Annotated in this window: 9 protein-coding genes and 2 tRNA genes; 10 read left to right on the top strand and 1 reads right to left on the bottom strand. The window is 41.6% G+C overall.

The annotated features are described in order from the left end of the window. Positions 1–244: 244 nt before the first annotated feature. Positions 245–12,187 carry a T9SS type B sorting domain-containing protein gene (locus tag C8P65_RS02825; RefSeq protein ID WP_107781113.1) on the bottom strand — a complete coding sequence of 3,981 codons (11,943 nt, stop codon included), beginning with the start codon at positions 12,185–12,187 and terminating at the stop codon, positions 245–247. A gap of 425 nt (positions 12,188–12,612) precedes the next feature. On the opposite strand from C8P65_RS02825, the gene C8P65_RS02820 reads away from it, so the two are divergent. The 10 genes from C8P65_RS02820 (at position 12,613) to rpsT (ending at position 22,769) form a co-directional block, all read left to right on the top strand. Further along, positions 12,613–13,476 carry a nucleotidyltransferase family protein gene (locus tag C8P65_RS02820; protein ID WP_107781111.1) on the top strand — a complete coding sequence of 288 codons (864 nt, stop codon included), beginning with the start codon at positions 12,613–12,615 and terminating at the stop codon, positions 13,474–13,476. A gap of 51 nt (positions 13,477–13,527) precedes the next feature. Continuing rightward, a complete protein-coding gene (locus C8P65_RS02815; protein ID WP_107781109.1) occupies positions 13,528–14,571 on the top strand; it encodes a phosphotransferase enzyme family protein in 1,044 nt (347 codons plus the stop codon). A gap of 66 nt (positions 14,572–14,637) precedes the next feature. Next, positions 14,638–15,795: a galactokinase gene (locus C8P65_RS02810; RefSeq protein WP_107781107.1), complete on the top strand. Its 1,158-nt coding sequence runs from the start codon at positions 14,638–14,640 to the stop codon at positions 15,793–15,795. A gap of 12 nt (positions 15,796–15,807) precedes the next feature. Beyond that, on the top strand, positions 15,808–16,872 hold the full coding sequence (locus tag C8P65_RS02805) for an aldose epimerase family protein (RefSeq protein WP_107781105.1): 1,065 nt from the start codon (positions 15,808–15,810) through the stop codon (positions 16,870–16,872). A 6-nt stretch (positions 16,873–16,878) separates the two neighbouring features. After that, complete coding sequence (locus tag C8P65_RS02800; RefSeq protein ID WP_107781103.1) at positions 16,879–18,444, top strand: UDP-glucose--hexose-1-phosphate uridylyltransferase; 1,566 nt, start codon at positions 16,879–16,881, stop codon at positions 18,442–18,444. A gap of 70 nt (positions 18,445–18,514) precedes the next feature. Then, a complete protein-coding gene (locus C8P65_RS02795; protein ID WP_107781101.1) occupies positions 18,515–21,025 on the top strand; it encodes a DUF5686 and carboxypeptidase-like regulatory domain-containing protein in 2,511 nt (836 codons plus the stop codon). Positions 21,026–21,038: 13 nt separating this feature from the next. After that, positions 21,039–22,049 carry an acyl-CoA reductase gene (locus tag C8P65_RS02790; protein WP_107781100.1) on the top strand — a complete coding sequence of 337 codons (1,011 nt, stop codon included), beginning with the start codon at positions 21,039–21,041 and terminating at the stop codon, positions 22,047–22,049. Between the two features lie 196 nt (positions 22,050–22,245). Next, a tRNA-Glu gene (locus C8P65_RS02785) sits at positions 22,246–22,317 on the top strand. A 55-nt stretch (positions 22,318–22,372) separates the two neighbouring features. After that, positions 22,373–22,444 (top strand) — tRNA-Glu (locus C8P65_RS02780). 67 nt (positions 22,445–22,511) lie between these two features. Beyond that, positions 22,512–22,769, top strand: a complete 258-nt coding sequence (rpsT, locus tag C8P65_RS02775) for a 30S ribosomal protein S20 (RefSeq protein ID WP_107781098.1) — start codon at positions 22,512–22,514, stop codon at positions 22,767–22,769. Positions 22,770–22,799 lie beyond the last annotated feature (30 nt).

Here is a 22,799-nt window from a genome sequence, read left to right as displayed (position 1 = left end):
TTTTTCGAAACAAAAAAGAAAAAAAGAATATTTTTTTAACAGATTTTGAGGTCTTTTTGACTTTTAGAACGAGTAAACTTACATCGTTTATCCTTCGCTTATTGTTCGCTAATCTTTCGCTCATCGTTCGCTAATCTTTTGCTCATCGTTCGCTTAAAAACAACAAAAACAAAAGCCAGCAATTAACTGCTGGCTTTTGTCGTTTGTTTAATTATATTACTATTATCAATTAATCAATTATCGATTAGCGATACAATGTGAAGTTGCCGTAGAACTGACGCTTGTCGTACAGCTGATCATTGATCTCTATAATATACCAATAATCCCCCGATGGCATCGAACGTCCATCATATTGTCCGTCCCAGCCTTCTCCCGGTGCTAAGTTCGCTAAACGTCTGCCATAGCGGTCAAATATGTAAATACGTGCATTCACATTATTGTCTAAGTACTTAGGCTTCCACACATCATTCTCGCCATCTCCATCCGGAGTGAAGAAGTTCGGTACTTCTATATCGTGGTACGGTACCTCTAACGTAAGGGTTGCCGTACAGCCATTAGCATCTTGTACCATTACCTCTACTATCTTGATGCGTGTACCATCTGGCGCTATGCGTTCCGGATCGTTGTGGTTTATCTTATAAGTAGTGCTATCACCTCTATCTACACCATTGTAATAGTAAGTGTAGCCCTTCAGATTAGTAACCGTTCCTCCTTTAGCCTCTACCTGTACCGTATTGATAGCCGTTGCTGAACTGGTGGTATCAGAAAGGGTGAGTGGTACGTATAAATCAATAGTAAAGTTCTTACTTGCGCTACAATGGCCGCTAACAGGGCTCGTAGTATCGTAATGTACCTCGATAGTCTGACTCACTATCGTTCTATCGAACTCTTCTATATACCCCACATTGCCCAACGTACGTACAAACGAGGTTCTGGTAGCCGCGCCGTTAAGACTATAGGTTATCTTGCTAAAATCAACCTCTGGACTGCGGAACTTAACCACCAAATAATCCTTATAATTATTCGTATTAGCCTCGCAAGTGCCCTCTTTCTCTACGTAGTTCACGTTGATATCTGGGAACTCTACCACCGTAAAGGTCACCGTCTTTGTCATCACACAGCCATTCGTGTCTTTAATTACTAACTGGTAATAAGTGTCCTTAGGACTTGGTGGTAAGTTGCTAAAGGTATCGGTAGTACCCGTTACATCTATATGTCCGGTTATCTTCTGATTGTTATCGGCTCTTACAATGTCGATAGTATAAGTACCTGTACCGCCTACCAAATTATCTATAGTAAGGCTACCGTCATTCTGACCGCTACAAGTGTAGAAGCTAGAGTTATTCTCATCTATATCTGCACTAATAGCTAATGGGTCAACAAATGCAAAGGTACCTGGTAACGATACCATACAGTTCTTAGCATCGTAAAGCTCTACTCTATAAGTACCTGGTTCTACCCCTTCAAAAGTGTATTCTGAGGCATTCTTACTAATAGTCTGTACCGCTGCATTAGTAGCTGTCGATACTAACTTATAGTAGTACGGACGAGTACCGCCTCTTACATTGCTCACCTTCAGCTTACCATCGTTAGCCCCTATACAAGTAATTGAAGTTACTTCTGCCGTTACACTAGCTACCTGTATGGTATCATAAGGGTCTATCGTTATAGTGCTAGAACCTGTAAACGAAGTACAGCCCAACGCATCGGTTATCGTTATCTGATAAATACCTGGTACTCCTGGCCCTGTAGCGTTAAGTCCTAAGAACTCTACCCCTGGTGAGCCCGCTGGTACATCAGTCTTAGTAACTGCCGTACCTGGGGTGCCGCTTATAGGGGTGAGGGTTACCGTATAGGTTTGCTGTCCGCCGCTAACAGTAAGTCGTACTATAGCCTTTTCATTATCACAGTTTACTGATACTATTTGTATCACATCAGTTACCCTTATCTCATCAGGGTTTGATGGTATGATAAAGCGGTGTTTAGCTATCGCACATCCCGTAGCATTCGAGGTGGCTTCTATATCATAAGTACCGCCTTTTAGCTGACCGGTAATGGTCATCGTATTGCCAGCTTCGCTACCTGAGATATTGGTAGGTGAGGTTGAACCTACTGAAGTTATCGTATAGGTAAAGCCTGCCGATTGGTCGCCGTCTGATAAGTCAGTATCTACTACCGATAGAGTTATCGCTCCAAAGTCATTATGACAAATAGCTCTCACTGGGTTGCTTGATACTACCGCAAAGGTATTAGGGTCTTTCACCTTGTGTACCCCTGTGATGCTACAACCAGTTTGCTCATTAGTAACCTCTACTGTATAACCACTGCCTTTTAGGTTCTTAGAACCCGGTAAGGTGATGGTAAGGCTCGGACTTGCCACTGTTGTAACCGTAGCGATGCTATTGTCCGTACCTTGGATAGTGTAGCGCAACCTTGTACCTGCTATATAGCCCGTAGTGCCTACATCTATGCGTATTTGTTCGTCTACCGCGCAAGTAGCCGTTACCGTAGTGGTAACACTTAGGGTAGTAAGCTCGAAGGCTGGGGCTACTGTTACACTTACCGTAGCCGAGCTACAACCCGCATTGTCTTTTACTAGTACATAGTAACTACCGCCTGTTAAATCTGGTAGCGTATACTCTGTACCATTGCCCAATAAAGTGCTACTTGCCGTGCTATAGAACTCAGTAGTATATGGTGGTACGCCTCCTTTTATCTTCGTTACATCAAGTACTACCTTAGGAGTAGAAAGTCCTGCGCCGTTTTCGCACTTATACTGTGTAGCGGTTAGTACGCCGTCTTCAAAAGTGATAGGCTCTGGTGAGGTTACCACTGTATAAACACCCGCTGTACATCCCTCTTGGTTGGTAATACGAATATCGTACTTCACTCCTTGTGGGGTACCGTGCAAGCCTGTAAAGGTAGCTGAGTGTGTACCCGAAGTAGTAGGAGTAGCCGTTACCGTTAGGGTACTACCCGTAGTAAGGTCAATAGCACTAATTATCGTAAAGGTATAAGCTTCAGTAGTTGAACGTTTTGGCATCACTACCTCTATACTACCCACTGGGGTAGCCGTTAAACCTAAGTTACATTTCTCGTGATAAGGTTGTACCACTATACCCGTTAAATCTATAGGTTCTGGGTCTTGTACCACGAACTCTTTCACTATAGGCCTACAATCTGCCGTCTCTGCATCATAGATGTACATACGGTAAGTAGCCTCTTGAGTAAAGGTTGCCGTACCAAGGGGTATTATCCCTCCGGTAGGAGTTGGGAAGGCAGCATCAGTAGCGATAGTCTCGCTTGCTACCGTTCCGTTATCAAGGCGCTGTAAAGTATAGCTATAAGTACCTGTTCCTCCAGATACGCTTACTGTTATCTGAGCGGTAGGCGTAGCACAACTCTTCAGCTTAGTAAGAGTAGCCGTAGCGGTAATAAGTGCCGTAGTGCTAAAGGTTATACCACTTGCACAACCATTTACATCGGTTACCGTAACTGTATGGGCTACCAGTGGCGTTACTTCTACCTCAAACGATTTGTTAGACTCTGTCCATTGGATAGTTTGGGTAGCGGCTCCATCTAAGCTATAGAAGTGAGCCCCTTGTCCTATCTTATTCAATTCAATACGCACTGGTATCTTGTTATTGTTATTAGTGTACGCCTGACAAGCCAACGTAGTTGCCGTAACAACATTTGGCACATCGTAAGCCGTAACTGTAACCGTACTCATCTTCAGACAGCCAAAAGCATCGCGTACATACACATCCCACACGCCCGCTGGCATATCTACGTATTTAGAGGCCATAGTCGTTTGCGTGTATACCGTAGGAGCTACACCCCCTGCCGTTACATAGTTATAAGTATAAGTAGCGGTTCCTCCTCTGATGCCTAACCATATCTGTCCTTCAGCTATACAAGTCGCCTTCTTAGTCTCTGCTGTAGTGATTTGCAGCTCTATAGCCGAACGTTTGATTTCAAAATCAAATGAGTTTACACAACCACTTGGCGATTCTCTAAAGGTTATATAGTACTTACCTGCTGGCAAGGAAGTATTTACATTCCTTGGTGTGGTAAATGATGATGGGGTAGTACCTGCTACTACTGACTGGTGCGTATCTGCTTTATAGATATTCCAGCCAATAGCATTAGTGCTTGCATTTACACCTGACAATGTATAGGTAAACGTACCATCATTGCCTGCCGCACATCTTACATTCTGTATATCAAAAGTTGCCGATAAAGTCGAGCCTCCTGGCGCTGGCGAAGCCGCTTGCTGAGTAAATCTACAACCCGTAGTGATATTGTAAGCTACAAAAGTATAACGTACCCCTGGCGTTAAATTAGGAATATTCACCGTTACTCCTGTACCCGATGCCGTAGCTAAGTACCACATATCAGTACCTCCGTTAGGATTAATAGTTGATACGCTATTAGCTGCCGAACTAGCTGGAGGGTTCTGTATGCCTGTACGATATACCGCAAAGTACGCCTTAGTAGTCGAGCTAAAGGTGCCCGAACTAGTCGTGCTAATAATAGCCTGTGTCTGTGATACGCAACCCAAAACAGTTGGGAAGGTGATACTCATCACACTCGAGTTCGGATTTATCACTAAGTTATGCTCTTTGTTACAACCATTCGCATCGGTTATCGTTACTGAGTAATTACCGTAATCTAAGCTACCAAAAGTTAATGATATATTATTCGAGGTAGCCGTTTGGGTAGCTTCTGCATTAGTACCTGTATTAAGTACCTTCACTACATAAGGTGCCGTACCGCCTGTACCCAACGTTACCGTTATCTCTGCTAAATCAGCTGCTGTACAGCCCATTTGCTTAGTGATAGTCGCTGTTGATACTAATGGGTCTACCTTATCTATCGTAAAGGCTTGGGTAGCCACACAACCTCTGGCATCAGTTAAGTAGGCTACATAGTTGCCTGCCGCCATTGCCGTAGTACTAGTTTGTACCACATTAGCCGCATTGCGTATTACCAGCGTATGCGAAGTAGTACCTACATAATAATCAGCTGGGGTGATGATTACCGAACCGTTATCTTCACCACAAATAGCCTTAGTAGTAGTAAAGGTACTACTCAAAAAGCGTGGTGGGTCGTAGCTGATGCTCACATAGCGCTCTCTTCTACATTCACTGCCGTCTGGCTTATAGCTTACCGCAAACTGTACTATAGTACTAGTTGCTGTAGGTACTGCTATTGACACTGAGGCACTAGTAGTACTGCTAGCTATATGAGTAAAGGTAATTCCTCCGTCTATGCTATAGCTAAACTCTTTTGGTAGAGTAGGTACTCCTCCTGTTACCGATAAGTCAAAACTTTGCGTACTGCCATTGCAGCTCGCATACAATGGGGTTGTAGGCGATACCTGTAAGCTAAGCGGTGCATATATCTCTGCCGATACCGTTGTCTGACAACCATAACCATCAGTTAGCGTAAAGGTATGAACGCCTACCTCTAAAGCATCTGGGTAAGTGTAGATATTACTATTGAAAGTATAGGTGTTACCGCCCGCACGTGTTACCTTATAGCTTGTTCCATTAGCACTAATAACCGTTAGTACTATCTTCTTCTCATCACCCGTGCTGTAACACATCGATGTAGGCTCTGCCGACACCGTAAGAGTTTGCATTCCATCTATTATCACTGTAGTCTCTGTACTACAGCCATTCTTGTCTTTTACTACTAAAGTATAAGTACCTGCCGGTATATCGCCTATCTCTTGTGGATTAGGCGTAGCGGTCGCTGGTACAAAGCTAGGCGTTACTGACACTAACTGATACTGATACCCTTCCGTATTACCGCCCGTAGCCGATACTTTTATCTTAGCTTTTCCTCCATTAAGGCAAGTTACACGCTCCATTAGCACCACTGATGGTACTATTGGGGTAGGTTCTCCTATCTTGTACTCTACTGTACCTATACAGTTCGATTGGCTCGCGTCTTGTATCTGTACGCTACCGCTCTGGGTAGCCCCCAAGCCCGTGATAGTAAATACTCCCTGAGCATCAAGGGTCGTTGGTGTCCAAGTAAGAGTAGAGGTGTTAATATCTATTACTGCGTATTTTATATTTACCGATGGCGCATTAACTACCCGTATACGCACCTGTCCATCAGCTGCCCCTATACAGCTCACATTCTTCTCTGCTCCGTATTTCTCTACGCGCATCTGCTTGTTAGCCTCTATGTTGATAAGCTGTGTTACCTTCAATTCACAATAAGTAGTCGCTTGCGATACTTTCACATTATCAAGCGCAAAGTCACTACCCAAAGCAGCATAAGAGTGTGAAGCTGAGCTGAGGATTTTTATTTGTATATTGTTATTTGTAAAGCCTGTTACTTCTGCTGCTGTAAAGGTAACGCTTAAGTTCTTCCAGCTCGCTCCGTTAGTTACTGCTCCTAAAGGTTTGGTTATAAGGGCTGTACCATCGGCCTTGCAAAGCGCTACTCTAAACTGTGCTGGTACCCCTGTGCTGGTAAGTAAGCTCACCGCATCCACACTCACCGTAAGCGGCGTATTAAGAGCCACTCCCGATAAGGTGCGTTTGTACGCTACCTCGCCATTACCATTACCTGCTACGGCTAAGTATCTACCGCCCGTAGGGTCTGACGGTATCGTCCAACCCGCTTTTGCTGGTGCTTGTTTGGTAATAAGCTGTTGTCCATCTTGTAGGGTGATACTGTTTGTACCACATACTAAATCTGTATTAGCACTATCTACACAAGTATTTACATCACCTGTTCCAAAATCCTCTGTAAAGAGTACATTAGGGGTAGTTGATGAATTGGCTGGGGTGTAGTACACCGTTAGCGAGTGCGTTCCTGGCGCTAAAGTACGGTGGATAGTATTCCCTACAAGGGTTTGAGTAGCACTACCGTCTAATATATATTGGTAGGTTTGAGAAGCCGAAGAGCTTAGTGTTATCGTTACCGAACCATAGCCATTATCACAACGATATGCTATAGGACTTAAGTTCACTGTTGGCATACTGGTCATCTCTACCGTTATAGGTATGCTAACGCGGCAGTCCTTACTGTCTTTCACATAGATAGTACTGCTTCCGCCTATATAACCTACATTGGTCAGTACATAGCTTGTCTCACCATCAAAACTATAACGGTATGGTGGCGTACCTCCCGATACGTTGTTCACCGCTACTTTGTATTGGTTGTTTGCCGTATCGCAAGAGCGGTCAGCCACTACCCCTGCATACGCTCTAAGCGGTGCTTGGGTTGCTTTTATCTCTATAGGTTTCTTCACATAGCGGCAAGTTGCACTCGCTACATTCGATATCATCTCTACCTCATAAGTGCCCGCTGGTAAGCCCGTAAACAGACCGCCCCCACTGGTCTTAAACACCGGTAGTACTCTGGCTCCCGTATTATCTAACTTATACAAGTTGATAGTACGGTTGATATTCTGACTTCCTGGCGCAAATATCAAATTAATATGGCCGCTATTAGGGTTGCTCTCACATTGTATCTCTTGTGTGGCCGATACCGTAAAGCTATGTGGTAATGGTGGACTTATCACTACTTTATTAGAGTAAGCCTTCGCTCCGTTGCGCTGGTCACCTACTAAAAACTCGTATTCACCCATTTGGGTAATATTAGGCACTTCTAGCTCTACCCCCGTAGCCCCTTGACTGGCTAATTGTATACCAATAGGAGTTGATAGCAAAGCCGTAGCCTCATCAGCATATTGTTTCTGACCATCTATCTTCCAAATATAAAAACGATAAGTAGGCTGTCCAGCTTCTGCTTTTAACTGCAACTTAGCCGTGTTGCAAGAACCTTCCTTAAAGCCTTTGAAGGTTGCTGTCATCTTCATATCCGTCTGCTTGCCGATAGTCTCATTAGCCGTATACTCGCAACCTGGTATCTGTGGCGAAGTAAACTTAAAGCGGTAAGTACCCTCCGTTAGGTTTTCTATAAGACCCGTATTATCCGTCTTTATATCCGTGCGGAATAAAGTTCCATTCCTATAAATCTCTACCTTATATTGTACCCCACTCGCACTCAAATGATAAGCTACCGATCCTTGTTCAAATGGCGTCTCGTCTTTCTTATCCGATAAACTACCCGATAAGCCACCCGTAATCACCTGAAAATAGAACGCCTTATCACAGCCCGAATTCAAGAATTTCAAACGGTACAAGCCCGCCGTAGTAAGCGTAAAGGTTTTACCTGAACTTAATGTACTCCAGCAGTCGTCCGTCTTTATACGGCAGTCTGGTTGGGTCGATGCCTGTCCATTACAACTGCCATTCCAGCTTTGCCACTCATAAGGAGTATTGTTATAATCCACCGAAATAGCCTTCGAACCTCCTGTACAAAGATAAAACTGACTCGTCCAACCGCCGTCCTGTGCACAAGTAACCCCTATATTCTGCGCCTGCGCCTTTATAGGGTCTTGTATGTTCCCCACTGATATGTAATCTATAGTCTCCGTCACTGTTAAATTAACTCCGTGACAAGATTTAGTCTTTACTACTTTGTAAATGCCGGGATTTATCGGACTATACGAAGCTGTATTTGCTCCTATGATAGCTCCATTGCTATCGTACCACTGGTAAGTTGTAAATCCACCTATGGCATTGAAAGTCATAGCTCCTGCAGCACAATGTACTTCTTGACGATCGCAGCCCGAAGTATCTATAGTGGTCGAAAGGGTTGCTTCTTCAGTAATTGCAGCAGAAGGACACCCTATAGGCCCTCCTTCATAATTGAAGGATAAATCAGTTTGCAAATAATTCTCGCAAGGAGCAAAAAGAGTATTGCAATCACCTTCCACTTTTAGTGGAATACGTATTACCCGTTGAGGGTCGCCTGCCTTAAGGCTTGAAGTAGTACCATTAGCACCTATCTCAAAACGCCAGGTTTTATTGGCTGCACTATAAGCCGAAGTAGGTTGAGGATTATTCCAAGTACCATCTCCTGCCCCACTAAGGTCAGGGGCACCATTAGATATTAAGGTAGTGTTATCAGGCAATTTTACATTTATTACTGCTTTGCTGATAGTTTCAGCCCCATTATTCTCATACTTCAATTCGTAATAGAAAGGCTGATTTACTTGTACTTGAGTAATAGGATTACCTGAAGTATCTACATAACGATGCGACTTCTTAAGCTTTACTGCATTCGATTTTATCGTTATAAAAAATGTACAAGAATTTGTGTTGCCTGATACATCAGTAAAAGTATAGGTAACGGTATGAGTACCTATAGAGAATCTATCACCAGGGGTATGGGTGCGTGTAGTAGTAAGTCCTCCTAAACAAGAAGGCTCCCCTACAGGTTCTGTCCACCACACAGGAGTATCGCATCTGCCTACTGTAGCAGTAGCCGTAATATTTTGTGGACAAGGAGTTGTGATGCGAGGCATATCGGCTGGAGGCATCACTACTGTAGCTGTTTTGGTATACCAATTATTATTGCTACATCCTACCCCTGGTCGGATACGATACTCTGCTAGATAGGAAGTTGTTTCATAAATAGGTTCTGAAAAACTACTATTAATGCGATAAGGACTGGTAGTAGTTTTATTGCCATTAGTATCTAACTTAAACCATTGGATTTCGAAAATACTTTCGGGTACTCCTAACAGCTGTACAGTAGCCACATTGCCTTTGCAGAAAGGCACAGGGCGGTCTACCACCAAAGTAGGGTCGAAAGTATCTGAGACATCTAAACTGATGTACTTAGGTACTGTTTGGCAAACGTGTTTGGTTTCTATCAAATAGTGCTTACCTGGAGCTAAGCCATCAAACACGTGATAATATTTATTATCACTCTCTTGGTAAGTATGGGTTTTTATCGGTGTAGACGTAGTAGTATTAGTAGCCGTAGCACTAGGTCTTTCATAAAGGTTGAAAGTAAGTGGGAACTTCACAGCCTGCCCCGCGACATCAGCAGCAATCATATAGGTGCCCACCCCTTGGTCGCACAGCAAGGAGCTAAGCATAGGATTGAGGGGTTCGATAGGTTTAACCTCTATATCTTTTTCAAACTCGGTTATAGGTATACCAGGTTCTGTCACCCCTATATAAAACCACGTTTTATTGGGATGATATCCAGTACTATGAAGTCCTCCTGACCCAATCAGTTTGAGTTTGTATTTCCCAGGTAGCAAATTGATGAATGAGCCATTGAAAGGATTAGTATTTCGAATGATAGGCTGTCCTACAAAGGTACCGTTATCATTATATTTTTGCAAAGAAATATTAAGGTTAGTATGAGAAAATCCTCCATTGCTTTTGTATACCATTTCGGCTACATTACAGTCTTTTTTGAAGGACAATTTTTCAGACTGATATTCCGTTTTTAAGAGGTCGTACTCGCGGGTGGTAGATCGCCCGCAGGCATCGGTTACCTTTATACGGTAGCGCCCTGCTGGCAAGTTAGTATAGCCCATAGGAATCCAGTTACTACTTGCACTGTTAAACGATTGGGAGAGGGTAAGAGGGAAGGTAATAGTACGACTTTGTGTAGCTGTTAAATGCCCTACTTGAGGAGTATAAGTCATTGTTTTAGTACCATCAGCAGGTTCTACCTCTAGCTTTAAGGGACTTACAAATTGGTTTGAAAGAAAGCGTATCATAAAAGCGCCAGTGCCCTCGTGTATACCATAAAGAGGATTGTAATAATCCCATATTTTTTCGATAGAAGGCAGAGAAGGATTGGGGTAAAATATTCTAATAACTCTTGTACAAGTTTCAAAACAGTTATTAGTATTTTTATAGGTAATTCTATAATATCCTTCGCCTACTGTTGTTAGATAAATACGGCGGTGCGTCCATCGTGCTTGTCCTGGGGCAGCAACAGCGGCATCGGTCATAGGCACTGGAGTCCAAGGTCCGGAAGCTGAAGCACCTTTTTCGAGCGTAAAGTGCTCCATTTTTTCAATATCTGTCTTATAAGGATCTTGGAAATACACATAATAGCGATAGGTTCCCCCTTGGGTAACATTAGGCATTTCTCGGTATGTGCCATCAAGAATAGAATAAAAGAGGCTCAATTCTCTAGTTGTACCAGTAGTACATCCGACAGGTATTCCCATATTATATGACCCATTAGCAACAGAAAACAAGCGATTGCTTGCGCAAGTAGCAGGATCAACCTGTTCGTTGAAGCGTACGGTTTCTTTGATAGTATTTTGTCCGCCTTTGATAGTAATTTCTAAAACATCGCCTTTTTGAATAATATGATCTCTTATATGATAGCGGTTATTATCAAAAGTACTTGAAATATCGAGTGTTTTTCCTATTTTAGTAGGGTCAGTAGAGTCTAAAAAACGTACTACAGCAGTACCAGGTAGTCTAAAATAATTCAATAAAGCGTTTACGTTAGGAGCACCTTGGTATAGAGGAGTATTATCTTCTAATTTTCTAATTATAAAAGAAGCTCTGTATTTACCGCAACTAGTATCACTCACTATCATCTCTCTATAATCATACATTTTAATTTTGAGACACTCAGGTGTTTGTACTAAAGCTGGTACTTGAATAGGTAGTCTGCGCGTTTCGCCACAATTATCTCCAGTAGTAGTCACGTCCTTAATTTGGATTCTCAGTCTTTGTCCTGCAGTAATAGGGTTAGTAGCGGTACCGCGTACCTCAATATAGTTATTGCCAGTAGGTCTTGCAAACCTTTGAGTAGGCAATAGCACATTTTCACCAGCATCATCAAGGATGGTTACATCAAAAGGACCTCTACCTCCGTTAGGGATGCGAAAGCGCACCCCTCCTTGTTGGTTGCAAGTAGGAGCCAATCCTTCTAACCCTTGTATATTCATCGGTTTATAGCTATTAGCAATAGTAACAGAGCGTTCTACTATAGCCCCCGTCATAGCATCGCGCACTATGACTTGGTAGGTGCCTGACTCTAAGTTTTCTAAGGTATGCTCGGCTGTTCCTCCTGCTGCTACAGGATATGGAGTCATTTTATAAACTTCATTATCCTTTCCCATTCCTTTGAATTGGACGATAAACTGCCCGCTTGAAGGTTTGCAGGCGGTGGGGTAAGGACTTTTATTTTTAGCGGTTACTTTGATAGCATTATCAGCATAACAGCTTCCGATGATAGGAGTTATTTGCACATCGATACAATCAACTCCTTGGGCGAAACTAAGCCCAGAAAAAAACAAAAATAAAATTGCTGTAAGAAACTTTTTCATTGTATTTATTTACACAAATAGTGCTACAAAAGTAGTGTTTTTTTTCATATCCACCAAAAACCGCAACAAACTCTTGTAATACTTTTTGTTAAAAAAACACATCCAACTCATTATCAAATAGTTACACAATGTTAAACTACTGTTAATATTAGTCATTAGCATTTAGCTCTTAGCACCCCCCATTAAAACCTAAAACCTATACTAAAGATATACCTACACTATAGGAACACTATAGGAACACCGAAGGTTCCCCTTTATCACGTCTCACCTGTCCCAACCCTCTCAGCCTTCTCAATCGAAATTAAAAAAAATTAACCATTAATAATTGATAATTAATAATTATTTCGTATCTTTGCCACGACTTACACCAAACAACACATTTGCACCGTATTTTTTAACCTTATCATATTGAAAATTAACAGTATATGACAACATTAGTAATATTAGCGGCTGGTTTAGGCAGTCGTTTTGGTTCCGACAAACAGTTAGAAAACATACATAATGGCAATGCTCTCTTCGATTATGCTATCTACGATGCTCTAGAAGCGGGTTTTGATAACATAGTGCTTATCATTCGTCACGAAATAGACGATTTGGCACGTCAACACTTAGAAAACCGTTTTGCCGGAGTGCCTATTACTTACGTGTATCAAGATGATTTCAATCCTAAAGGAATAGAACGCAAAAAACCTTGGGGTACGGGGCACGCTATGCTATGTGTAAAAGACTTTGTAAAAGGGGCATTCCTTATCGTAAATGCTGATGACTACTACGGAAAAGAGGGGTACCGCCTAATGTATGAGGCTCTTAACTCAGAGAAAGAAAAGACTTTCTTCTCAGGTGGGTATCTGCTCAAGAATACGCTTAGCGAAAATGGCACCGTATCACGTGGTATCTGCCAAGTAGATGAAAACCACCACTTGCTGTCTATCAACGAGGCTACCAAGTTGCGCAAATTAGATGAGCACACCGCCATAGACGAGGAGACAAACACTCAATATCCGCTAAGCACTTATGTATCAATGAATTTCTGGGGCTTCACTCACGAGGTATTCGAGATAGCCGAACGCTATTTTGCTGATTTCGTAGCAGAGAACAAAGAAAACCCTAAAGCCGAGTTTTACATTCCAATGGTTGTACAACATGCTATCAAAGACTACGGTTACAAATTAGAGGTACTGCCCAACCACGACACTTGGTTTGGTATGACGTACCACGAAGATTTAGCACTCGTACAAAACGAGATACAAAAGCTAGTAGATAAAGGCGCCTATCCAGACAGATTTTAAATGCAATAACAACTAAAAACATAAGAATTTAACAACTAATTATTTATAAGAATGAAAGAAATAGCCAATCAATTCATCTTAGAAGGAGACATCCTTTCTATTGAGCCTTATGGCAATGGGCATATCAATCGCACTTATTTAGTAAAAACTAGTGCTAACAACTATATCCTACAAGGGATTAACAGCAATGTATTCAAAACACCTCTTGCTATTATTGCCAATATCGAATTGCTGTGGGAAACACAGCCCAATAACCACATTATCCTGCCAATGATGCCTACCCAAAAAGGGGGGCACTCAGTAACTGCTGATGAGGTAGTATGGCGTATCTTCCCTTTTGCTGAAGGCTACACTTCATACGAATTCATAGAAGAACCTTGGCAAGCTGAAAAGGCTGCTAACGCCTACGCTACCTTTATGAAAACGTTTGCTAACATTGACACTTCGCGATTGCAAGCTACTATTCCTAACTTTCACAACGGGCATTTGCGCTTTCAACAGTTAGAAGACGCTCATAAGCAAGCCACTTCTGCTCGCAAAGAAAAAGCTAAACACCTCTACGAATTTGCCCAAGAACACAAAGTTATCTTCGATCTTATCCAAAAAGAAGTAGACGAAAAACGCATTCCGATACGCATCACTCACAACGATACCAAAATCAACAATGTACTTATCAATAAAGCGAACCCTGATGATTTTAGAGTTATCGACCTCGACACGGTAATGCAGGGTATCCTACTATACGATTTTGGCGATATGGTGCGCACCTCTGTTAGTCCTACTGAAGAAAACGAAGCTGATGATAGCAAAATAGTATTTAACACAGACTTCTTCGAGGCACTCTGCAAAGGATTTTCGGTGATGAACCCTGTAATGACAGATTCAGAAAAAGCGCATATAGTAGATGGAGCTAAGTATATGATTTTCATCATCGGTATCCGCTTCCTCGCTGATTATTTTAACAACGACATCTATTTCAAAACATCTTATCCTGAAGAAAACTACATCAGAGCGCGCAATCAGTTTGTGTTGCTACAACGTTTAGAGGATAAAGAAGCTGAATTAAGAACTATTGCAAGAAAATATTTTAAATAAACTTTTAGTTATTAGTCGCTTTCTAAGGACTAACGACTATGGACTAAAGACTAAAAAAACAATAATATGAAACCACTAGAACAAAAGTTTAAAGAAGTATTCGGCAAAGATGCTGAACAACAATTCTTCGCCCCAGGACGGGTGAACCTAATCGGCGAACACACCGACTATAACGGCGGTAACGTGTTCCCTTGCGCTATCGACAGAGGTACTTACGGATTGGTAAGTAAACGCGCTGACCGTACTTTCCGTATGTATTCTGAAAACTTTGCCGACCTTGGTGTAATGGAGTTTACCCTTGATGAATTGGTAAACGACAAAAAACACGATTGGGCTAACTATCCTAAAGGCGTGATTAAAATGTTTGTAGAAGAAGGCTTCAAAATAGACAGCGGCTTCGACTTCCTCGTATCAGGTAACATTCCTAACGGAGCGGGTCTCTCTTCTTCAGCTTCTATTGAGATGCTTACCGGCATTGTACTTAAAGATTTATTCCACCTCTCTATCGACCCTATAGCTATGGCGCTCTTGGGCAAGAAGGTGGAAAACTTGTTTATTGGGGTAAACTCTGGTATTATGGACCAGTTTGCTATAGCTATGGGCAAAAAAGACAACGCTATACTACTAGATTGCAACACCCTAAAATACGACTACGTGCCTGTAGTGCTTAAAGATGAAGTAATTGTAATCGCTAACACTAACAAACGCCGTGGTTTAGCTGACTCTAAGTACAACGAACGTCGTGCCGAATGCGATGAAGCATTAGCTGAACTACAAACTAAATTGCCTATCAAAGCATTGGGCGAACTTTCTATTGAAGAATTTGAAGCTAATAAAGACCTTATTAAGAGTCCTATCCGTCAGAAAAGAGCTAAACACGCCGTATACGAAAACCAACGCACACTAAAAGCGCAAAAAGAGCTTTCAGCAGGCAACTTGGCTGAGTTTGGTAAGCTAATGAACCAATCGCATATCTCTTTGCGCGACGATTACGAAGTAACCGGTGTAGAACTCGACACTTTGGCGGCTCTCGCTTGGGAACAACCAGGAGTAGTGGGTTCGCGTATGACAGGTGCTGGCTTTGGCGGCTGTACCGTGAGCATCGTGAAGAAAGACAAAGTAGATGACTTTATCAAAAATGTAGGCGAGGCTTACAAAAACAAAATAGGATATGCTGCCGACTTCTACATCGCTGCTGTAAGTGAAGGCGCACGAAAACTTTAATACAAGACAAGAATGATAACCATCAACAAAAGCCTGTTCGGAACTCATAACGGACAGGCTGTCTATCAATATAGTTTGCAGAACGCGAATGGTTTTCGCGTGTCTGTACTTAGCTTAGGCGGTACTATTACCGAAATTTGCACAAAAGACAAACACGGCGTACTTAAAAACGTAGTGTTAGGCTATGCGCATTTAGAAGATTATATAGGCAATGGGGCTTACAATGGGGCTACCATAGGGCGCACTTCAGGCAGAATACACAAAGCTGCTTTCTCTATAGACGGCAAAACCTATCATCTCTACAAAAACAATGGCGAAAACTCATTGCACGGAGGTAAAGAAGGCTTCAGCAGTAAGATTTTCGAGGTAAAAGAGCTCGCTAACGGAATAGAAATGCACTATGTAAGTCCTGATGGCGAGGAGGGTTACCCTGCTACTGTCGATTTCAAAGTGCGCTATACCCTTACTGAAGATGATAGTCTGCACATCGCTTATGAGGCGGTAGCAGATGCTAAAACTTACTTAAACATCACCAACCATAGTTATTTCAACTTGGCAGGCGACTTAGAGGTAAACGGCGATGCCCAAAAGCTACAAATCGCGGCTGATAACATCTGCGAGCTGGCAGAAGGATTAATACCTACTGGCAAATACCTAGCTGTTGAAGGCACAACTTTCGACCTTCGCAAGGGGAAAATCATCAAGGAAGGTATAGCTGAAGGACACCCTCAGTTCAATATCACTCGTGCATACGACCACCCATTTGTGCTCAACCACAGCGGACTGAATGCAGCTCCTCAGTTGGTATTGCACTCTCCTGAAAGTGGTATCACTATGGAAGCCTATACTACCCAACGGGTCGCAGTGATTTATACTGGTAACTTTTTAGACGAGGTACCCGTATTTGATAAGGTATGTACTCCTCAGGAAAAACCTGCTAAGAACTCTCGTTTTGCAGGAGTAGCTATCGAAATGCAGGATTTCCCCGATGGTATCAACCAACCTAATTTCGGAGTAAAACCGCTCGAAAAAGGAGAAGTTTATAAGCACGAAACTATTTATAGGTTTAGACGTTAATAAAAAATGGATATTTACATTGAAATAGAAACCCTTATTACCTATGCAGTGCTGCATAACTTGGTAAAAAAAGAGGATCGCATACTCGTTACCAATGCGGTATTAGAGAGTATTGGTTGCGATAGTTATCGCGAGTTTACCGCTGAAGAGCAGGCACAGATAACAGCTGCCGCTCAAGCGATTACCTATCCTACAGAAGTACTCAACCGCATTGTAGAATGGGCAGCTACGCAAGGCAAACTTACTGCTGACACTATCACCTACCGCGACCTTCTAAACGCCAAGATTATGGGACAAGTATTGCCTCGCACTTCAGTGATAGCCGCCTCTTTTTGGGAAACTTACCAAAAAGACAAGGTACAAGCTACAAATAACTTCTATGAGCTAAACAAACAGAGCAATTACATTCGCACCGATAGGATTGCCAAGAATATACTATGGGAACACCCTAGCAAGTATGGCAATTTAGAGATTACCATCAACCTATCTAAACCTGAGAAAGACCCTCGCGACATTGCCGCTCAAAAAGATGTAGTAGCCACTAACTACCCAAAATGCTTGCTCTGCAAAGAGAACGAAGGCTATATGGGGCGGGTAAACCACGCTGGCCGACAAAACCTGCGTGCTATCCCTCTCAACTTGGCAGGCGAGGATTGGTATTTTCAGTACTCACCCTACATCTACTATAATGAGCACTGTATCGTCTTTTCGAGTGAACACCGCCCTATGAAGATAGACCGCGCTTGCTTTGAGCACGTGTTGAGCTTCGTAGCACAATTTCCTCATTATTTCCTCAGCTCTAATGCCGACCTGCCTATAGTAGGAGGCTCAATACTTTCACACGACCACTTTCAAGGAGGTAAGCACGAGTTTCCGATGGAAAAAGCTACTGTAAAGGAAAAAGTGCAGTTTAAAGGGTTTGAAGATATAGAAGCAGGTATCGTAAACTGGCCTATGAGTGTATTGCGATTGCGCGGCGACAAAGACCGCCTTATCGACTTAGCTGACCATATCTTGCAATCGTGGATAGACTACAGCGATGAAAGCCTTGGTATTTACGCCTATACACAAGGGGTTCGCCATAATACAGTGAACCCTGTGGCTCGCTTCAAAAATGGTCAATACGAACTCGACCTCGCTTTGCGCAACAACCGCACTGATAGTACTCACTCAATGGGGATATTCCACCCCTACGAACACCTACACAATATCAAAAAAGAGAATATTGGCATTATTGAGGTTATGGGGTTAGCTATCCTGCCAGGTAGGCTCAAAACTGAAATGGCAAGTATTAAAAAGCTCCTTGCTGAAGCTATAGCTGCAGGCAAGCCGTTTGAGAACGTATATGCACAGATGAGCAAGGACGAAGCCCTTCAAAAACACGCTAAGTGGTTAGAGCAACACATAAGCCACTGCTCTACTCCACTCACTTCTAATGGTTTAGACAGTTTTATTGATAAGGCTATCGGAGATACTTTTTGCGAAGTATTAGAAAACTGCGGTGTTTTCAAGCACACCCCAGAAGGTGAAGAAGGATTTAGGAAGTTTATAAAAGCAGTAAACAATCTTTAAGAAAATAGGGAATTAGTAAATTTGCTAATTCCCTATCTTTTTACTACTTTTGCACTTTAATTTTTTCTTTATGACAAAAAAAATACTTTTTTTAATCCTTTTATTACTGCCTATAGCAGCAGTTTTTGGACAGACACACGTATCAGGAAAAGTTATTGACGAAAACGGTTTACCTGTACCTTATGCCAATGTACTATTCCCAAAAACAACTATCGGCGGTTATACCGATGAGGAGGGGCGTTTCTCACTATATTCAGAAAAAAAACAACGCGAATTAGAGGTTTCGCTCATAGGATATACTACTAAAAAAGTACATTTAGATAAAGATAATACTAAAGGACTGGTAATTGTACTGCCCGAAGGAGAACAATTAAGCGAGGTAACCATAGTGGCTAAACCCAAAAAAGCCCTCCCTAAGAAAGAAAACCCTGCATATACAGTACTACAAGGTATTTGGAAAAACAAGAAAAAACGCGGACTGCAAAATGCTACGGCTTATCAGTACCGCAAACATAGTACTACCGAGTTGGGCGTAAACAACCTCGATACTATCTTCCTCCAAAAAGCATTAGGCAAAGAGTACGACACTATTAGACGTATACTTTCTGAGAAAAAATACAAAGAAACTTTCTCGCTGCCGATGTACCTCACCGAGAAAATAGAAAATGTATACGGCAATAATCAGCTGAATAAAAAACGAATTGATATAGAGGCTGAACGCTCGCAAGGTATTGTACAACAAGGATTTGGCTTAGAGCGTGTAAGCCAATCATTTGACGATTTCGACATTTACGACAATACTTATATGATACTCAACAAGCCTTTTGTTAGCCCATTGGCAGAGTTTGGTTATGGAGTGTATCTATACGTGTTGAGTGACACCATACAAGACGGCAACCGCTCGTTCTACCGTATCAACTTCTTCCCCCGAGACGACCAAGATTTAGCACTCGAAGGGAAGTTTGAAGTAGATACTAAAACCTATATAGTAAAATCAATACAAATGCGTACCACCCCTAAGACAAACATCAATTTGGTACGCGGTCTCTCTTTTGAGAAGTATTTTAGCATACAAAATGACAGCATCTACCTACCCGAACGCGAAATTCAGGAGGGCGATTTTACTCTTTTGACTAAAAAAGATGAAGAAAAAGGATTATATGTGAAAAACAACATCTCTTTCTCTCATATTATCCTCAACCAGCCCAAACCTGCTACCTTTTACGACCAACAAGTAGTAAAAATATCAAAAAACCAGTTCAAAAAAGAAGATAGTTATTGGGACACCCATACTATCGGTGGAACTGACTTAACAAAAACTAAGCGACTTATAGCTGAAGTAGGCGACAATAAGCGCATCAAAATGATAGGCGACCTGACCGACATCGTAACCTCTGGCTACATACCCATAGGTAAGTATATGCAGTTTGGGCGTTTCTGGCAAGCCTTCTCAAGCAACAACGTTGACGGACTGCGCTTGCGGGCTGGCTTCCGCTCGTTTATTTCTACTGACGACCGTTTTCGCACCTATGTATACGGAGCTTACGGACTAAAAGATAAACTTTTTAAATACGGAGTTAGCGGCAAATACCTTATTTCTTACCGCCCGCGCATCGGTATCGGGGCTGCTTACCAAGATGATAACCTACAGTTAGGTAGCTTCGTGATGCATGATGACACCAATTTAGATTTCGAAAAGACCACTAACTTCATCATTGCAAGGGGCGAAAACTACTATCTGACACGCAATAAGAAGATACAAGGGGTTATCAACTACGATATAGCAGCTAATATACGGCTTTCGGTATTTGGCACCTACCAAAGTTTATCTTCCGCTAGCGAAGAGAACTTCTTGATAGCTTATCGCAATCCCAAAACAGGCGATATACTGCGCGATTATGACAATTTTTACACCGGCACCGAACTGACTTTTACCCCTGGTAGAAAGGTATTCGGCTATGGAGTAGAACAACGCTACGGCAAAAAGCTGTTTTCTACCTATACTCTCAAATATACTAAAGGCGTAAGTGGTATTAGCCATAGTCAGTTTGATTATGACAAGGTACAAATATTAGCAAGCAAACCTATACCTATGTTTGGCTACGGCATACTACACGCTAACCTCGAAGCTGGAAAAGTATTGGGCACTGCTCCTCTTATTGCCCTTGCTCCTACCCCAGCTAACCAGTCGTACTCTACAGCTAAAAACACTTTTGCACTGCTTGACTACTACGATTTTATCACTGATACTTATATTAATGGCTATTTTGAACATCATTTTGATGGCTTTTTGTTCAATAGGGTACCGTTCCTACAGAAAACACGCTTTAAGAGTCTCCTTTTCGGTAGATTTGCTTACGGAACACTCTCAGAAAAGAATAAGACAGCTAATATGAGTAATATAGTGTTCAACTCTCCTGAAAAGCTGTATTGGGAATACGGTTTTGGTATTGAAAATATCGGTTTAGGCAACTTCCGTTTTATACGGTTAGACTTTGTATGGCGCAGTGATTTCAACGATGTTAATGGGGTACGTAACCCTAAATTCGGCATACGCTTAGGCATAGAACCATCTTTTTAATGATTAATGATAAATGACAAATAGTGAATTAACAAAAAAACTGATATTATTAGGAGAGTTATTCAATGATACCGAGCGATTCTCAGCTATATTTGCACAGGCTGAGCAGCAAAACAGTTGGTTTACACAGCATAACTTAACTTTTGCTCGCACCACTTGGGCTACAACGTTATCAGAAGCTAATATAAAACGATGGTTATCGGCTTATAAGCTATCCGAACCACAAAATGTAAAGAAAATATTGCTGATAATGGCCGGCAATATCCCCTTAGTAGGTTTTCACGACCTACTATGCGTATGGGTGTCAGGCCATAAAGCGGTAGTAAAACTTTCGTCGGAAGACAAACTACTACTCCCTTTTATAGTAAAGCAACTAAGAGACCTAATACCTGAATGGGCAGAAGCTGTAACCTTTTCAGATGAGAAAGTAACTGACTTTGATGCAGTAATTGCTACAGGAAGCAATAATACAGCGCGCTATTTTGAATACTATTTCGGCAAAAAGCCTCATATCATCAGAAAAAATAGAAACTCTGTAGCTGTACTTACTGGCAAAGAAACCCAAGAGGAGCTCACTGCCTTAGGAAAGGATATCTTTCAGTACTACGGACTTGGCTGTAGAAGTGTTTCTAAACTATTTGTACCCGAAAATTACTCTTTTGACGCTTTTTTTCAAGCTATTTACACCTATCGGGATATTATTAACGAACAAAAATATGCCAACAACTATGATTATAACAAGGCTGTATACCTAATGAGCTTATATAAGCTACTCGAAAATGGTTTTCTAATATTAAAAGAAGACAAGAGTTATGCTTCACCCATAGCTACCTTGTTTTACGAGTATTATACCGATACAGAAGCTCTGAAAAAACAACTCATTACCGATACCGAGCAAATACAATGTGTAGTAGCAAAAGGATTACTACCCGATGAAATAGCTTTCGGAAATACACAAATCCCCCAGTTATGGGAGTATGCTGATAATGTAGATACACTAAATTTTCTTTCAAATTTGGAATAAAAGAGTAAAATGACAGAAAAGAATCTTTAAGTAAATAATATTACAAAATACTGATAATCAGATTTATATAAAAAAATAAGAAAAAAATATTTAATTTTTTCACTAAAAATGTTGCAGGAATAAAAAAAAGTCGTACCTTTGCAACCGCATTGAGAGAAAAATGCATTGCTAATAATAAGCAGATTGAAAAAATTAAGGTCCGTTCGTCTAGGGGTTAGGACGCAAGGTTTTCATCCTTGTAACAGGGGTTCGATTCCCCTACGGACTACAAATAAAAAATGTCTTTTATACAACTTTATTTTTAGTTGAATAATTAAGGTTAAGGTCCGTTCGTCTAGGGGTTAGGACGCAAGGTTTTCATCCTTGTAACAGGGGTTCGATTCCCCTACGGACTACAAAATACAATATTTCGAAAAGTATCTGTAAAAAGATACAATGATAAAAATAAAATAGTAAGGAAAAATGGCAAACCATAAATCAGCGTTAAAAAGAATTAGAAGAAACGAAGCAGCTCGTTTACGCAATCGCTATCAACACAAAACAGCACGTAATGCTGTTAGAAAACTACGCGCTTTAGAAAATCTAGAAGAAGCTAAGGTTCTTTTCCCTAAAGTAGTTTCTATGATTGATAAACTTGCTAAGAGAAATATTATTCACGCTAATAAAGCAGCGAATTTAAAAAGCAGTTTAGCTAAGCACTTAAACAAATTAGCTAAGTAGTCATTTAGGTTTTAGATTTATCACTGATGC

The organism is Capnocytophaga leadbetteri (assembly GCF_003054025.1).
GTDB classification, from domain to species: Bacteria; Bacteroidota; Bacteroidia; order Flavobacteriales; family Flavobacteriaceae; genus Capnocytophaga; species Capnocytophaga leadbetteri.
This window is presented reverse-complemented; position numbering and strand designations above follow the sequence as displayed.

What these genes read in the sequence shown, in the direction of transcription:
- C8P65_RS02825 (WP_107781113.1), bottom strand. Translation starts at nt 12,187, where the DNA reads ATGAAAAAGTTTCTTACAGCAATTTTATTTTTGTTTTTTTCTGGGCTT.
- C8P65_RS02820 (WP_107781111.1), top strand. Translation starts at nt 12,613, where the DNA reads ATGACAACATTAGTAATATTAGCGGCTGGTTTAGGCAGTCGTTTTGGT.
- C8P65_RS02815 (WP_107781109.1), top strand. Translation starts at nt 13,528, where the DNA reads ATGAAAGAAATAGCCAATCAATTCATCTTAGAAGGAGACATCCTTTCT.
- C8P65_RS02810 (WP_107781107.1), top strand. Translation starts at nt 14,638, where the DNA reads ATGAAACCACTAGAACAAAAGTTTAAAGAAGTATTCGGCAAAGATGCT.
- C8P65_RS02805 (WP_107781105.1), top strand. Translation starts at nt 15,808, where the DNA reads ATGATAACCATCAACAAAAGCCTGTTCGGAACTCATAACGGACAGGCT.
- C8P65_RS02800 (WP_107781103.1), top strand. Translation starts at nt 16,879, where the DNA reads ATGGATATTTACATTGAAATAGAAACCCTTATTACCTATGCAGTGCTG.
- C8P65_RS02795 (WP_107781101.1), top strand. Translation starts at nt 18,515, where the DNA reads ATGACAAAAAAAATACTTTTTTTAATCCTTTTATTACTGCCTATAGCA.
- C8P65_RS02790 (WP_107781100.1), top strand. Translation starts at nt 21,039, where the DNA reads ATGACAAATAGTGAATTAACAAAAAAACTGATATTATTAGGAGAGTTA.
- rpsT (WP_107781098.1), top strand. Translation starts at nt 22,512, where the DNA reads ATGGCAAACCATAAATCAGCGTTAAAAAGAATTAGAAGAAACGAAGCA.